The sequence below is a fragment of the Escherichia sp. MOD1-EC6819 genome (genome assembly GCF_002965765.1).
Lineage (GTDB): Bacteria > Pseudomonadota > Gammaproteobacteria > Enterobacterales > Enterobacteriaceae > Escherichia > Escherichia ruysiae.
Genome location: NZ_PTRG01000003.1, coordinates 33,373 through 47,804 on the forward strand (window position 1 = coordinate 33,373; position 14,432 = coordinate 47,804).

Genomic DNA, 14,432 nt, shown 5'->3' on the forward strand with positions numbered 1-14,432 from the left:
GCCGGATAAGGCCTTCACGCCGCATCCGGCATGAACACGTGCACTTTGTCAACAATCTGAAGCCGGCGAATGCCGGCTTTTTTAATGCGATAATTTAATCTTATGGGTGGCGCACAATGAATACCCTTCCAGAACAGTACGCAAATACCGCTCTCCCCACCCTGCCCGGTCAACCGCAAAATCCATGCGTCTGGCCCCGTGACGAATTAACCGTCTCTGGGATAAAAGCCCATATTGATACCTTTCAGCGTTGGCTGGGCGATGCCTTTGATAGTGGGATCTCCGCAGAACAGTTGATTGAAGCCCGCACCGAGTTTATCGACCAACTCCTGCAACGCTTGTGGATTGAAGCCGGTTTCAGTCAGATTGCCGACCTGGCGCTGGTCGCTGTCGGTGGCTATGGTCGTGGCGAGCTGCATCCACTTTCGGACGTCGATTTACTGATCTTAAGCCGCAAGAAACTGCCGGACGACCAGGCACAAAAAGTAGGCGAGTTGTTAACGCTGCTCTGGGATGTGAAGCTGGAAGTCGGTCATAGCGTGCGGACACTTGAAGAATGCATCCTGGAAGGGTTATCGGATTTAACCGTAGCCACCAATTTAATTGAATCACGCTTGTTGATTGGCGATGTTGCGCTATTTCTCGAACTGCAAAAACACATTTTCAGCGAAGGATTCTGGCCTTCCGACAAGTTCTACGCGGCGAAAGTTGAAGAACAGAACCAGCGCCACCAGCGTTACCACGGCACCAGCTACAACCTTGAGCCAGACATCAAAAGCAGCCCCGGGGGCTTGCGTGATATTCACACTTTACAGTGGGTGGCCCGCCGTCATTTTGGCGCAACATCGTTGGATGAAATGGTCGGGTTTGGCTTCTTAACCTCAGCGGAGCGAGCAGAATTAAACGAGTGCCTGCATATTTTGTGGCGTATTCGCTTTGCCCTGCATCTGGTCGTCAGCCGTTACGATAACCGCCTGTTGTTTGATCGCCAGCTTAGCGTCGCCCAGCGTCTGAATTACAGTGGTGAAGGTAACGAACCGGTCGAGCGGATGATGAAGGATTACTTCCGCGTCACGCGCCGCGTCAGCGAACTCAACCAGATGCTGCTACAACTGTTTGATGAAGCCATCCTCGCCCTGCCCGCCGATGAAAAGCCGCGTCCGATTGACGATGAGTTTCAGCTACGCGGTACGCTTATCGACCTGCGTGATGAAACACTATTTATGCGCCAGCCGGAAGCCATCTTGCGTATGTTCTACACTATGGTACGCAACAGTGCGATCACCGGCATTTACTCCACCACGCTGCGCCAGTTACGTCACGCCCGCCGTCATCTGCAACAACCACTGTGCAACATTCCGGAAGCGCGAAAGCTATTTTTGAGCATTCTGCGTCACCCCGGCGCAATGCGTCGCGGGTTACTGCCAATGCATCGCCATAGCGTGCTGGGCGCCTATATGCCCCAATGGTCGCATATCGTCGGGCAGATGCAGTTTGACCTGTTCCACGCTTACACAGTGGATGAACATACCATTCGCGTGATGTTGAAACTGGAGAGTTTTGCCAGTGAAGAAACGCGCCAGCGCCATCCGTTGTGTGTGGACGTCTGGCCGCGCCTGCCATCACCAGAGCTGATTTTTATCGCCGCACTGTTTCACGATATCGCCAAAGGGCGCGGCGGTGACCACTCCATACTCGGCGCACAAGACGTGGTGCATTTTGCCGAACTGCACGGCCTGAACTCGCGCGAAACGCAACTGGTCGCCTGGCTGGTTCGCCAGCACTTGCTGATGTCGGTCACCGCCCAGCGCCGCGATATTCAGGATCCGGAAGTCATCAAACAATTCGCCGAAGAAGTACAAACGGAAAATCGACTGCGTTTTCTGGTCTGTCTGACGGTAGCCGATATTTGCGCCACTAACGAAACGCTGTGGAATAGCTGGAAGCAGAGTCTGTTGCGCGAACTCTATTTTGCCACCGAAAAACAGCTACGACGCGGAATGCAAAACACGCCAGATATGCGCGAACGAGTTCGCCATCACCAGCTTCAGGCACTGGCGCTGCTGCGTATGGACAATATCGACGAAGAGGCGCTACACCAGATCTGGTCACGCTGTCGCGCTAACTATTTTGTCCGCCATAGCCCAAATCAACTGGCCTGGCACGCTCGCCATTTATTACAACATGATTTAAGCAAGCCGCTGGTATTACTTAGCCCACAGGCTACGCGCGGCGGTACGGAGATATTTATCTGGAGTCCTGATCGGCCGTATCTGTTTGCTGCCGTGTGTGCCGAATTAGACCGCCGCAATTTAAGCGTTCATGACGCGCAAATTTTCACGACCCGCGACGGTATGGCGATGGATACCTTCATTGTGCTGGAGCCGGATGGCAGCCCGCTATCCGCAGATCGCCATGAGGTTATTCGCTTTGGCCTGGAGCAAGTACTGACACAAAGTAGCTGGCAGCCACCGCAGCCGCGTCGTCAACCCGCCAAATTACGTCACTTTACTGTTGAAACCGAAGTGACGTTTTTGCCGACCCATACCGACCGAAAATCATTCCTCGAACTGATCGCCCTCGACCAACCAGGACTGCTGGCACGGGTGGGGAAAATTTTTGCCGATCTGGGAATTTCGCTTCATGGCGCCCGAATTACAACCATTGGTGAGCGAGTAGAAGATTTATTCATAATCGCCACCGCCGACCGACGTGCGCTTAATAATGAGTTGCAGCAGGAAGTGCATCAGCGGTTGACAGAGGCCCTCAATCCAAACGATAAAGGGTGATGTGTTTACTGATATGAAAAGAGTTTAACAATGCAGCAGTTACAGAACATTATTGAAACCGCTTTTGAACGCCGTGCCGAAATCACGCCAGCCAATGCAGACACTGTTACCCGCGAAGCGGTAAATCAGGTGATCTCGCTGCTGGACTCCGGCGCGCTGCGTGTTGCGGAAAAAATTGACGGTCAGTGGGTGACGCATCAGTGGTTGAAAAAAGCGGTGCTGCTCTCTTTCCGTATTAATGATAATCAGGTGATCGAAGGGGCAGAAAGCCGCTACTTCGATAAAGTGCCGATGAAATTCGCCAACTACGACGAAGCACGTTTCCAGAAAGAAGGCTTCCGTGTTGTACCACCAGCGGCGGTACGTCAGGGTGCGTTTATTGCCCGTAACACCGTGCTGATGCCGTCTTACGTCAACATCGGCGCATATGTTGATGAAGGCACCATGGTTGATACCTGGGCGACCGTCGGTTCCTGTGCGCAGATTGGTAAAAACGTGCACCTGTCTGGCGGTGTAGGCATTGGCGGCGTGCTGGAGCCGCTGCAGGCTAACCCGACCATCATTGAAGACAACTGCTTCATCGGCGCGCGCTCTGAAGTGGTTGAAGGGGTGATTGTCGAAGAAGGTTCCGTTATTTCCATGGGCGTATACATCGGTCAGAGCACCCGTATTTACGACCGTGAAACCGGCGAAATCCACTACGGTCGCGTTCCGGCAGGCTCTGTGGTTGTTTCTGGCAACCTGCCGTCGAAAGATGGCAAATACAGCCTTTATTGTGCCGTTATCGTTAAGAAAGTTGACGCGAAAACTCGCGGTAAAGTCGGTATCAACGAACTGCTGCGTACCATCGACTAAAAGTATGCAAACGGGCAGCACGATGCTGCCCGTGTGCTTTCTGACTCAGATTAATTCGCCCTACTCATTCTTGTCCCTTCTTTTAAATACTTTTTCATCTTTTTTGGACTGTCATGTAATTCGCAAAACGAAGATAAATGTGCTAATCCATCCTCTGGAATATCGCCAGAATAAAGCAGGTAATTTTTTAAATTTTACGCCATGATAGAAGTCTGGAAGAAAAAGGCTTTCTGCGATCACAGTCGAGCCGGGCGGGCCAGGCCAAATGCTAAGATAAGCACAATTTACTGACTCATTTTGAGGTAACGCTATGTACGACAATCTGAAAAGTCTGGGTATTACCAATCCTGAAGAAATTGATCGTTACAGCCTCCGGCAGGAAGCCAACAACGATATTCTGAAAATCTATTTTCAGAAAGACAAAGGTGAGTTTTTCGCCAAGAGCGTGAAGTTTAAATATCCGCGTCAGCGCAAAACGGTGGTCGCCGATGGTGTGGGTCAGGGTTATAAAGAAGTGCAGGAAATCAGCCCAAATCTTCGTTATATCATTGATGAGCTTGATCAAATCTGCCAGCGTGACCGTAGCGAAGTTGATCTTAAGCGTAAGATCCTCGATGACTTGCGTCACCTGGAGTCAGTGGTAACCAATAAGATCAGTGAGATTGAAGCGGATCTGGAAAAGCTGACACGCAAATAATAGTAACTGATGTCATTCTGCGAGCCGGGTAAAGTATCACCCGGCTTTAATTTTGTTATGAACCTACCGCTCTTCATCCAGTTGCAGCGCCACATACAGCAGCAACCTGTCATCAAAATTGCCCAAATCCAGGCCGGTCAGTTCTGATATACGATTAAGTCGATACTCCAGCGTATTTCGATGGATAAACAGCGCCTTTGACGTTGCCAGCGGTTGCACATTGTGGCGAAACCACGCCGCCAGTGTTCGCCGCAGCAATCCGTTATTGTCCATCGCTTTCAATCGCGCCAGCGGTCGCGCCAGTTCGTTGGCTTGCCAGTCGCCGCGCAAACTATCCAGTAAAACTGGTAGCATCAGATCCTGATAAAAATAGCAGCGATTTTCGGGCATTCGCTGTTTACCGACTACCATCGTTGTTTTCGCCGTGCGGTAAGAGCGGGCAATACTGCCAGGTCCAGTAAAATAATTACCCAGCGAAACGCGAAACCGCAGCTGACCGTACTCTTTCATACGAGTAATGAGCTGCTCAACTCGCTTACAATGATCTTCTGCATCCCAGCGCCCAAACGGATTCAACGCCGGTTTCAACACCACCATTTCGGTCAGCGAGACAATCGCCACCAGATTATTACGCTCCGGCGTAATCAGCGCGTTTTGCAATTGCTGTAACTCTGCCATTGCGCTGTCCACGCCAAGCTGACCGCTGTCGACCTCGACAATAGCCACCACTCGCGGTTGATTGAGATCTATCCCTAACCGTTGCGCCCATTCAGTGAGTGCGGGTGTATTCTCCTCGGCCTGAATCAGGTTCATCACCAGTTCTTCCCGCAAACGGCTATCCTGCGCCAACAGGTGCATCAACCGCGACTGTTCCAGCATCATTTCAGCCGTCATGCAGACCAGTTCGCCATATTTGCGCAGATTCTCTGGTTCACCAGTCAGGCCAATTACGCCGACAATCTCACCTTCCAGCCGTAACGGTAGATTAATCCCTTGCCGCACACCGTGCAGATGACGTGCTACCGCGTCATCGATATCGACAACTCGCCCCTGCGAGAGTACCAGCAATGCACCTTCGTGCAATTCACCAATACGTTCACGATCGCCGCTGCCGATAATGCGCCCGCGAGCATCCATTACATTGATATTGGTATCGATAATGCGCATGGTGCGCGCCACGATATCCTGCGCCATTTTGGTATCAAGATGCCAGCCAGCCATAAGCCCTCCATTGTGCACGGCTTAGCATAAGGAAGTACGGAACGCACGGCATTGTGCAAATGCCCAAAGGAACGAAGATATATATGGAGTTGTGGGGAAGTTCACAGATTGCATGAAGACCCCCTTCCCTGAACGGGAAGGGGTTGAGGAAGATTACTGCATTAACAGGTAGATGGTGCTGTCGCCGCGCTGAATGTTCAGTGCCAGCACGGATGGTTTGCTGTCGAGAACTTTACGCAGTTCAGCGATGTTTTTCACTGCCTGCTGGTTCGCGCCAATAATCACATCACCTTTTTTCAGGCCAATCTGTGCAGCCGGAGTGCCCGTTTTCACGTTGTTCACGACGACGCCCTGATCTTTGCCTTTGTTGCTCATCTCAGCGCCTTCAATGCCGTTGAAGATGGAGCTGGAGTCAACCTGATTCTGGCTGCTCTGCTGCAGTTCCAGGTTCACGTTAACCTGCTTACCGTCGCGCAGTAAGCCCAGAGTCAGTTTGCTGCCCACCGGCATGGTGCCTACCTGGGCACGCAGCGCGGCAAAGCTGCTGATTGGCTTACCGTTCAGTGAGGTGATCACATCACCCGCTTTAATACCTGCTTTCGCGGCAGAAGAATTCGGCAGAACCTGACTTACAAATGCACCGCGCTGGGCGTCAACTTTCATCGCTTTCGCCAGTTCGGAGTTCAGTTCGGTTCCCATAATACCCAGCTCGCCGCGTTTCACCTGCCCGTATTCCACCATCTGCGAAGTCAGGTTTTTCACCATGTTGCTCGGGATAGCAAAACCGATGCCGATGTTGCCGCCGTCCGGTGCGAGGATTGCGGTGTTGATACCAATCAGTTCGCCGTTCAGGTTAACCAGCGCACCACCGGAGTTACCACGGTTGATTGCCGCATCGGTCTGGATGAAGTTTTCGTAGTTTTCGGCATTCAGGCCGCTACGCCCCAACGCAGAGACGATACCGGAAGTTACCGTCTCGCCCAGACCAAACGGGTTACCGATAGCGACGGTGTAATCACCCACGCGCAGCGCGTCGGAATCCGCCATCTTAATTGCAGTCAGGTTTTTCGGGTTCTGGATCTGGATCAGCGCGATATCAGAGCGCGGATCTTTGCCAACCATCTTCGCGTCGAACTTACGGCCATCGCTCAGTTGGACTTTAATTACCGTCGCATTATCAACAACGTGGTTGTTGGTGACGACATAGCCTTTATCGGCATCAATAATAACGCCGGAACCCAGCGCCATGAATTTTTGTTGCTGGCCGCCGCCATTGCCGCCCTGGCCCCCCTGGCAGAACGGAGAGCTCTGGAACGGAGAACCGTCCTGGCAGAACGGAGAATCATCGCCGAAGAACTGCTGGAAATTACGCGGCATACGCGGCGTATTGACGGTTGTGCTACCTTCTACGTTAATACTGACCACCGAAGGCATCACCTTTTCGAGCATCGGTGCAAGGCTTGGCATCTGCTGTGCTGTCGTTGCTGAAGATGTCTCAGCCGCCGTCGCAGAGAGCGGAGATAACGCCAAACCTAAACTCAGAGCCAATGCACTCAGTGCTAATGTGGTTTTTTTCATGTATTTCAGTCTCGATTAACAGATAACGCAAAATTGCTGTGTTCTTCAGATTCGTTTTATAGCGCGAAGTTCCGAACTAAAGTTTCTGCAAAAAGTAAAAATTTATTGTCCGTCTTTACAAAAGCCTGGTTATTGTTCTACCGCCATCAGCCGCCGATATTCATCCCACGCATAAAGGTCCGTCATGCCGCTGATATAATCCTGTAACAGCCGACAACGATAATAATATTCCCATAACGGGAACTCAGGAGAATCTGACGGTAATTTACTGACAGCCTCGACATAGGCCAGCCGATGGCGCGTTGAGAGCTTGTGGAATAAGCGTGATTCAATGGGGAAACGTTTTACTCGCTCTTTTTCTACCAGTTCAGTAAAGTCTGATAATGACATGCTTAATAAAGGACGATAAATCTCTAATAACCCGCTAATCACCCGATACCCCTGCAACTCAAGCTGCTCGACATCTGGATGGCTAAACACATGTTTTACGGCGACATTTTTATATAATTTTAAAAGTTCACTACATTCACTGGCATCTTCTAACAGGGCATGATTAAACGTTCCGGCAAAAATCGTCGGCAAATTATCAATAAATCGTTGTGCCGCATAGGGCACCAGCTTATTGAGGGTGTTCACCCGTAAATACATAAAAAACTGATCTTCCGTACTGCGGCTTAAACTATTTGAGCGCGATTTTTCCCAGGCATTTTCTACCACTTGTGCAAACAGAGAACCTTTCTCATGCTGACCCCACGCATCATGCAAATGATGATAAAGCTGCTCAACGGTAAATATTCTTTTCTCTACCGCATCTTCAAGATCAGCCACACAATAAGAGATATCGTCAGCTGCTTCCATAATCCACGTTAATGGAAAACGACTGTAAAGCGCCAAATTAAGTTCTTTACGCAAACGGGCAATATAGGCTTCTTCAGAAAGATAATAGCCCGGTTTTTTCATTAAATAGTGGTGAGTCTCAGGCGTTTCACCACGCCACCACGCCGGACGAGTATATTTTAAAATACCGCCAACCTGCGCCCAGGTGAGATTCATCCGCATCAATGTATGCACCAGACGAATACCTTGTGCATTACCTTCAAAATGACATAAGTCCTGACGAATTTTGCGCCGCAGCTCGTTGAGTTGTTCCTCTCCTTCCCGCAATCGCAACGCTGTCACGCTACAGCGATCGTCGGTCAGCGGCTGACTTTCGGCATCCGCTGGGTACAAACGCTGGCGAAACCAGTCATTTATAGCCGCTTCGCCAAAATGACCAAACGGTGGATTACCGATATCGTGCATCAGGCATGACATCTCGACAATGCTTTCAAACGGCCCGGTCAGTTCATCCAGGCCGTATGCTTCCAGCAATTTAAGCTCTTTCAGACGGCTTAAAATTTCTTTGGCGATGTAGCGCCCCACCTGCTGGACTTCCATCGAGTGGGTAAGACGCGTGCGCACGGCGGCATTGCGCTCCAGTGGAAAAACCTGGGTCTTTTGTTGCAGACGACGAATCGCCGGAGAGTTAATAATACGCCCGCGATCGCTTTCAAAGATCCGCAAGATCTCATGTTCGGTTTTAACGCCCTGCGGTGAACGATAACGACGATGCCAGTTTATTTTGTTTCGGAAATCAATCTGTGCCATGTCCTCTCCCGCGTGAGAAATACGCTTCCTCTTAAGCGCATGATAAACTATGCCCTCAAATCAGGCTTATCGCGAGTAAATCTATGAAAATCGGCATCATTGGTGCAATGGAAGAAGAAGTTACGCTACTGCGTGACAAAATCGAAAACCGTCAAACTCTCCGTCTGGGTGGCTGTGAAATCTACACAGGTCAACTGAACGGAACCGAGGTTGCGCTTCTGAAATCGGGCATCGGTAAAGTCGCTGCGGCGCTGGGTGCGACTCTGCTGCTGGAACACTGCAAACCAGATGTGATTATTAACACCGGTTCTGCAGGGGGCCTGGCGCCAACGCTGAAAGTGGGCGATATCGTTGTCTCTGACGAAGCACGTTATCACGACGCGGATGTCACGGCATTTGGTTATGAATATGGTCAGTTACCTGGCTGTCCGGCAGGCTTCAAAGCTGATGATAAACTGATCGCTGCCGCCGAGTCCTGCATTGCCGAACTGAATCTTAACGCTGTACGAGGCCTGATTGTCAGCGGCGACGCGTTCATCAACGGCTCTGTTGGTCTGGCGAAAATCCGCCACAATTTCCCGCAGGCCATTGCGGTAGAGATGGAAGCGACAGCTATCGCTCATGTCTGCCACAATTTTAATGTACCGTTTGTGGTGGTACGCGCCATCTCCGACGTGGCCGATCAACAGTCTCATCTCAGCTTCGACGAATTTCTGGCCGTTGCAGCCAAACAGTCCAGCCTGATGGTTGAGTCACTGGTGCAGAAACTGGCGCATGGCTAAGTCACTGTTCAGGGCGCTGGTCGCCCTGTCTTTTCTCGCACCGCTGTGGCTCAACGCCGCGCCGCGCGTTATCACACTTTCTCCCGCCAACACTGAACTTGCCTTTGCCGCCGGGATCACGCCGGTAGGGGTCAGCAGTTATTCCGACTATCCGCCAGAAGCGCAGAATATTGAGCAGGTTTCCACCTGGCAAGGGATGAATCTGGAACGCATCGTGGCGCTGAAACCCGATTTGGTGGTTGCCTGGCGCGGAGGGAACGCCGAGCGGCAGGTTGACCAACTTGCTTCGCTGGGAATAAAAGTCATGTGGGTCGATGCGACAAGCATTGAACAAATTGCCGATGCGTTACGCCAACTGGCTCCCTGGAGTCCGCAACCTGACAAGGCCGGAAAAGCCGCGCAAACCTTACTGGAACAGTATGCGCAACTGAAAGCGCAATATGCTGATAAACCGAAAAAACGTGTTTTCTTACAATTCGGCATTAATCCGCCATTCACCAGCGGAAAAGAGTCGATTCAGAACCAGATACTGGAAGTTTGCGGCGGAGAAAACATCTTTAAAGACAGTCGAGTTCCCTGGCCGCAGGTTAGCCGTGAACAAGTATTAGCACGCGCACCGCAGGCCATTGTCATCACTGGCGGAGCGGATAAAATTCCTAAAATAAAGCAATACTGGGGCGAACAACTCAAAATTCCCGTTATTCCTCTCACAAGTGACTGGTTTGAACGCGCAAGCCCACGTATTATCCTCGCTGCACAACAACTCTGTAATGCGCTTTCACAAGTGGATTAGCGCCTGACCTTTCAGGTGCTCAGTGGGGATTGAAAAATGCTCGTCTATTGGCTGGATATAGTCGGTACAGCGGTATTTGCCATCTCCGGCGTTTTGCTGGCCGGAAAATTGCGTATGGACCCTTTTGGCGTCCTGGTTCTGGGCGTGGTTACCGCAGTAGGTGGCGGGACAATTCGCGACATGGCGCTGGATCACGGTCCGGTATTTTGGGTGAAAGATCCCACCGATCTGGTCGTCGCGATGGTGACCAGTATGCTGACTATCGTTCTGGTACGCCAGCCAAGGCGCTTACCCAAATGGATGCTGCCGGTGCTGGATGCTGTTGGTCTGGCAGTGTTTGTTGGCATTGGTGTCAACAAAGCCTTTAATGCGGAAGCCGGTCCGTTAATCGCGGTTTGTATGGGTGTGATCACCGGCGTTGGCGGCGGGATCATCCGCGATGTACTGGCGCGCGAAGTTCCGATGATATTACGCACAGAAATCTACGCGACGGCCTGTATTATCGGCGGTATTGTCCACGCTACAGCTCATTACACCTTCTCCGTACCGCTGGAAACAGCCAGTATGATGGGAATGGTTGTAACGCTATTGATACGGCTGGCGGCTATTCGGTGGCATCTGAAATTGCCGACGTTTGCGCTGGATGAGAATGGGCGTTGAAGAGAGAAGGTGTGCCGGATAGTTTATCCGGCACATTAACAGCAGATTAGATGCTGAAGGAAGAACCGCAACCGCAGGTGCTTTTCGCATTCGGGTTGGTTACGATGAAGCGTGAACCTTCCAGACCTTCGGTATAATCAACGGAACCGCCGACCAGATATTGCAGGCTCATCGGATCAACCACCAGGCCAACGCCCTGTTTTTCGATGGTCATATCGCCTTCGTTCACCTGATCATCAAAGGTGAAACCATACTGGAAGCCGCTGCAACCGCCACCGGTGATATACACGCGTAATTTCAGATTCGGGTTATCTTCGTCAGCGATCAGGCTTTTAACTTTGTTGGCTGCTGCGTCGGTAAACTCCAGCGGCAGTGCTACGTCATCACTCATATTTTGCTCCAAACGACATCGGCAATTGGGCAAATTCTAACCCAATAATAACTGCCATTATCTAATACCCTGGTATTTCGTTCAAGTATTCTCGCTGGCAGCCACGGCCTTGCTTCTCGCCAGCTGCTCCGCTTCCTGTTTTGCCAGCGTGCGGGCAAGAATCGCCGAGTATAACGGTTTTCCACCAGTAAATTGTGCTAATAGTGTTGCGCCAAGACCGGTAATAATCATTGGCAAAATGAGCTGATAGTTATCTGTCATCTCAAGCACCAGGATGATCCCGGTCAACGGCGCACGAACAGAGGCCGCCAGTAACGCCCCCATTCCAGCTATAGCAAATGTCCCTGCTTCAAGGTGGTATTGCGGAAATATCTCCGTGGCAGCCATGCCAAATGCCGTTCCCAAAACCGTACCGAGCGCCAGCATCGGAGCGAAAATACCGCCCGGCGCGCCAGAAGAGAAGCAGAGCAGCGTAGTGATCACTCGCGCGACAAAAATAAATATCAGCATTCCCATGCTGAAATTCCCCGCCGTAGCGATAGGAATCAGGTTAAAACCGCCGCCCGAAGTTTCTGGTGCAACGAAACCCAACAACCCGCACAGACCGCCAATCGCACCGCCCATCAACACCCATTTAGTGATATTGCCGCCGTGCACACGGTGCAGCAAATCCTGCATCCCCAGAACCCATTTATTAAAAACAGGGCCGAAGATACCAAAAATAATGCCGAGGATCAGATAAAGCCACAGGGTATTGAGCGGCGCGTCAGAAAGTTTACCGACGTCAATCAGCGCAACTTCATGATTAAAAATCCGATACATAATGGTCGACATAATGACGCCAATAAATACCGCTTTAATCGAAATTAACGTATAGCGAAACTGCGGACGCATCTCTTCGATAATAAATAGAATACCCGCGAGCGGCGCGTTAAAGGCCGCCGCCAGCCCCGCCGCTGCACCGGTTGCCAGCAACGTGTGGCGAGCTTCATCACCTTTCATGCGGAAAATATCAAGCACCATACGGCCAATGTTACCGCCGATCTGCACGGTTGGTCCTTCACGCCCCAGAACCATACCACCACCGAGTGTCCCCAACCCGCCAAAGAATTTCACCGGCAAAACACGCCACCAGCGAACGGGACGTTGATCTTCCAGCGCCCCTTCAATTTCCGGAATCCCTGAACCACCTGCTTCTGGCGCGTATTTACGCACCAGAAAGTAGCCGAACATTGCCAGCACCGCCGAACAAAGAAAAGCGACGGTTAACAGAAGTGGGTAATTATCAGCAGTATGTACCAGCGCCCCCATACGTTGGTTTTGCAACCAGGCGACGCCTTTGTCAAAAGCAACTGCAGCCAGCCCGACAAGGGTGCCGACGACCGCCGCCATAAACAAAATGGCTAACGGGGTTTTGTCGCGCTCAAGAAGTTGGCGAATCAGTTGTCTGCGTCGCAGACGCGCGGCCTGCGGTATTTCATAAGAAGGAGTTTCAGTTTTCATCCAATGATCACATATTGGTCATACAAATAAGATGACGGCATTTTACTCGCTCGTTCCATGAAAATCCTTTGCAAAGCGTAATGTTTCAAATACCCAAAACTTTTATACTCTTAGAAATCCAGGTTGCAGCAGTATAAGCAACCTGATGTTTGACGAGTATTTAACTTGTTATGAATAACATAGAATAGCAGCCATTCACTTTTTCTACGAATCAGGAACCCTCCATGAGTAAGTCTGAAAACCTATACAGCGCAGCGCGCGAGCTGATCCCTGGCGGTGTGAACTCTCCTGTTCGCGCCTTTACCGGCGTGGGCGGTACTCCACTGTTTATCGAAAAAGCGGACGGCGCTTATCTGTACGACGTTGATGGCAAAGCCTATATCGATTATGTCGGTTCCTGGGGGCCGATGGTGCTGGGTCATAATCATCCGGCGATCCGCAATGCAGTGATTGAAGCCGCTGAACGTGGTCTGAGCTTTGGTGCGCCGACCGAAATGGAAGTAAAAATGGCGGAGCTGGTGACCGAACTCGTGCCGACGATGGATATGGTGCGCATGGTGAACTCTGGCACCGAAGCAACGATGAGCGCCATCCGCCTGGCGCGTGGTTTTACCGGTCGCGACAAAATCATTAAATTCGAAGGTTGTTACCACGGCCACGCTGACTGCCTGCTGGTGAAAGCCGGTTCTGGCGCGCTCACGTTAGGTCAGCCAAACTCTCCGGGCGTTCCGGCAGATTTCGCCAAACATACCTTAACCTGTACCTATAACGATCTGGCGTCTGTACGCGCCGCGTTTGAACAGTATCCGCAAGAGATTGCCTGCATTATCGTCGAGCCAGTGGCAGGCAACATGAACTGTGTTCCTCCGCTGCCAGAGTTCCTGCCGGGTCTGCGCGCGCTGTGTGACGAGTTTGGCGCGTTGCTGATCATCGATGAAGTTATGACCGGTTTCCGCGTGGCGCTGGCAGGCGCACAGGATTATTACGGCGTGGTGCCGGATCTTACCTGCCTGGGCAAAATCATCGGCGGTGGGATGCCAGTAGGCGCATTCGGCGGTCGTCGTGATGTAATGGATGCACTGGCTCCGACCGGCCCGGTCTATCAGGCTGGTACGCTTTCCGGTAACCCAATTGCGATGGCAGCAGGTTTTGCCTGTCTGAATGAAGTCGCGCAGCCGGGCATTCACGAAACGCTGAATGAGTTAACCACGCGTCTGGCAGAAGGTCTGCTGGAAGCGGCAGAAGAAGCGGGAATTCCGCTGGTCGTTAACCATGTTGGCGGCATGTTCGGTATTTTCTTTACCGACGCCGAGTCCGTGACGTGCTACCAGGACGTGATGGCCTGTGACGTGGAACGCTTTAAGCGTTTCTTCCATATGATGCTGGATGAAGGTGTATATCTGGCACCGTCAGCGTTTGAAGCGGGTTTTATGTCTGTGGCGCACAGCATGGAAGATATCAACAACACCATCGATGCTGCGCGTCGGGTGTTTGCGAAGTTGTGATGATTTTGCCT

The 14,432-nt window shown here is 51.5% G+C and carries 14 protein-coding genes; 7 read left to right on the forward strand and 7 right to left on the reverse strand.

What is annotated here, in order from left to right:
• The first annotated feature begins 116 nt into the window (after nt 1–116).
• From glnD to A7Z06_RS04080, 3 genes are all read left to right on the forward strand, one after another.
• Nucleotides 117–2,789: a bifunctional uridylyltransferase/uridylyl-removing protein GlnD gene (gene glnD / locus A7Z06_RS04070; RefSeq protein ID WP_001094592.1), complete on the forward strand. Its 2,673-nt coding sequence runs from the start codon at nt 117–119 to the stop codon at nt 2,787–2,789.
• Nucleotides 2,790–2,819: 30 nt separating this feature from the next.
• On the forward strand, nt 2,820–3,644 hold the full coding sequence (gene dapD, locus A7Z06_RS04075) for a 2,3,4,5-tetrahydropyridine-2,6-dicarboxylate N-succinyltransferase (RefSeq protein WP_001186663.1): 825 nt from the start codon (nt 2,820–2,822) through the stop codon (nt 3,642–3,644).
• 310 nt (nt 3,645–3,954) lie between these two features.
• A complete protein-coding gene (locus tag A7Z06_RS04080) occupies nt 3,955–4,341 on the forward strand; it encodes a DUF3461 family protein (RefSeq protein ID WP_000272188.1) in 387 nt (128 codons plus the stop codon).
• Nucleotides 4,342–4,404: 63 nt separating this feature from the next.
• Here A7Z06_RS04080 and cdaR read toward each other — a convergent pair whose 3' ends face one another.
• The 3 genes from cdaR to dgt form a co-directional block, all read right to left on the reverse strand.
• Nucleotides 4,405–5,562 (reverse strand): DNA-binding transcriptional regulator CdaR, encoded by a 1,158-nt coding sequence (gene cdaR / locus A7Z06_RS04085; RefSeq protein ID WP_000929427.1) that lies wholly within the window; start codon nt 5,560–5,562, stop codon nt 4,405–4,407.
• Nucleotides 5,563–5,715: 153 nt separating this feature from the next.
• Nucleotides 5,716–7,140, reverse strand: coding sequence for a serine endoprotease DegP (gene degP, locus A7Z06_RS04090; protein ID WP_000753934.1), 1,425 nt, complete (start codon nt 7,138–7,140; stop codon nt 5,716–5,718).
• A gap of 129 nt (nt 7,141–7,269) precedes the next feature.
• The gene (dgt, locus tag A7Z06_RS04100) at nt 7,270–8,787 is read right to left on the reverse strand and encodes a dGTPase (protein ID WP_000057114.1); all 1,518 of its coding nucleotides are present in this window, start codon (nt 8,785–8,787) and stop codon (nt 7,270–7,272) included.
• Between the two features lie 83 nt (nt 8,788–8,870).
• Here dgt and mtnN point away from each other — a divergent pair, with 83 nt between their 5' ends.
• The 3 genes from mtnN to A7Z06_RS04115 are packed head-to-tail and all read left to right on the forward strand — an operon-like array spanning nt 8,871 to nt 11,022.
• Nucleotides 8,871–9,569, forward strand: coding sequence for a 5'-methylthioadenosine/S-adenosylhomocysteine nucleosidase (gene mtnN / locus A7Z06_RS04105; RefSeq protein WP_000689855.1), 699 nt, complete (start codon nt 8,871–8,873; stop codon nt 9,567–9,569).
• The gene (btuF, locus tag A7Z06_RS04110) at nt 9,562–10,362 is read left to right on the forward strand and encodes a vitamin B12 ABC transporter substrate-binding protein BtuF (protein ID WP_010345996.1); all 801 of its coding nucleotides are present in this window, start codon (nt 9,562–9,564) and stop codon (nt 10,360–10,362) included. Before mtnN ends, btuF begins: the two co-directional genes overlap by 8 nt.
• Nucleotides 10,363–10,398: 36 nt before the next feature.
• The gene (locus A7Z06_RS04115) at nt 10,399–11,022 is read left to right on the forward strand and encodes a TRIC cation channel family protein (RefSeq protein ID WP_000964226.1); all 624 of its coding nucleotides are present in this window, start codon (nt 10,399–10,401) and stop codon (nt 11,020–11,022) included.
• 46 nt (nt 11,023–11,068) lie between these two features.
• Here the strand turns inward: A7Z06_RS04115 and erpA are convergent, their stop codons facing one another.
• Genes erpA through A7Z06_RS21955 form a run of 4 tightly spaced genes read right to left on the reverse strand, consistent with a single transcriptional unit; the run spans nt 11,069 to nt 12,975 of the window.
• On the reverse strand, nt 11,069–11,413 hold the full coding sequence (erpA, locus tag A7Z06_RS04120) for an iron-sulfur cluster insertion protein ErpA (RefSeq protein WP_001295564.1): 345 nt from the start codon (nt 11,411–11,413) through the stop codon (nt 11,069–11,071).
• A complete protein-coding gene (yadW, locus tag A7Z06_RS21620) occupies nt 11,406–11,471 on the reverse strand; it encodes a small protein YadW (RefSeq protein WP_122998795.1) in 66 nt (21 codons plus the stop codon). The genes erpA and yadW overlap by 8 nt, the downstream gene beginning before the upstream one ends.
• A 23-nt stretch (nt 11,472–11,494) precedes the next feature.
• Nucleotides 11,495–12,916: a H(+)/Cl(-) exchange transporter ClcA gene (clcA, locus tag A7Z06_RS04125; RefSeq protein WP_000846361.1), complete on the reverse strand. Its 1,422-nt coding sequence runs from the start codon at nt 12,914–12,916 to the stop codon at nt 11,495–11,497.
• Nucleotides 12,913–12,975 (reverse strand): hypothetical protein, encoded by a 63-nt coding sequence (locus A7Z06_RS21955; RefSeq protein WP_212741837.1) that lies wholly within the window; start codon nt 12,973–12,975, stop codon nt 12,913–12,915. The genes clcA and A7Z06_RS21955 overlap by 4 nt, the downstream gene beginning before the upstream one ends.
• A gap of 165 nt (nt 12,976–13,140) precedes the next feature.
• Here A7Z06_RS21955 and hemL point away from each other — a divergent pair, with 165 nt between their 5' ends.
• Complete coding sequence (gene hemL, locus A7Z06_RS04130; RefSeq protein WP_000045244.1) at nt 13,141–14,421, forward strand: glutamate-1-semialdehyde 2,1-aminomutase; 1,281 nt, start codon at nt 13,141–13,143, stop codon at nt 14,419–14,421.
• The last annotated feature ends 11 nt before the right edge of the window (nt 14,422–14,432 follow it).

Coding starts and splice junctions, on each gene's coding strand:
- glnD (WP_001094592.1), top strand. CDS start 117: ATGAATACCCTTCCAGAACAGTACGCAAATACCGCTCTCCCCACCCTG.
- dapD (WP_001186663.1), top strand. CDS start 2,820: ATGCAGCAGTTACAGAACATTATTGAAACCGCTTTTGAACGCCGTGCC.
- A7Z06_RS04080 (WP_000272188.1), top strand. CDS start 3,955: ATGTACGACAATCTGAAAAGTCTGGGTATTACCAATCCTGAAGAAATT.
- cdaR (WP_000929427.1), bottom strand. CDS start 5,562: ATGGCTGGCTGGCATCTTGATACCAAAATGGCGCAGGATATCGTGGCG.
- degP (WP_000753934.1), bottom strand. CDS start 7,140: ATGAAAAAAACCACATTAGCACTGAGTGCATTGGCTCTGAGTTTAGGT.
- dgt (WP_000057114.1), bottom strand. CDS start 8,787: ATGGCACAGATTGATTTCCGAAACAAAATAAACTGGCATCGTCGTTAT.
- mtnN (WP_000689855.1), top strand. CDS start 8,871: ATGAAAATCGGCATCATTGGTGCAATGGAAGAAGAAGTTACGCTACTG.
- btuF (WP_010345996.1), top strand. CDS start 9,562: ATGGCTAAGTCACTGTTCAGGGCGCTGGTCGCCCTGTCTTTTCTCGCA.
- A7Z06_RS04115 (WP_000964226.1), top strand. CDS start 10,399: ATGCTCGTCTATTGGCTGGATATAGTCGGTACAGCGGTATTTGCCATC.
- erpA (WP_001295564.1), bottom strand. CDS start 11,413: ATGAGTGATGACGTAGCACTGCCGCTGGAGTTTACCGACGCAGCAGCC.
- clcA (WP_000846361.1), bottom strand. CDS start 12,916: ATGAAAACTGAAACTCCTTCTTATGAAATACCGCAGGCCGCGCGTCTG.
- hemL (WP_000045244.1), top strand. CDS start 13,141: ATGAGTAAGTCTGAAAACCTATACAGCGCAGCGCGCGAGCTGATCCCT.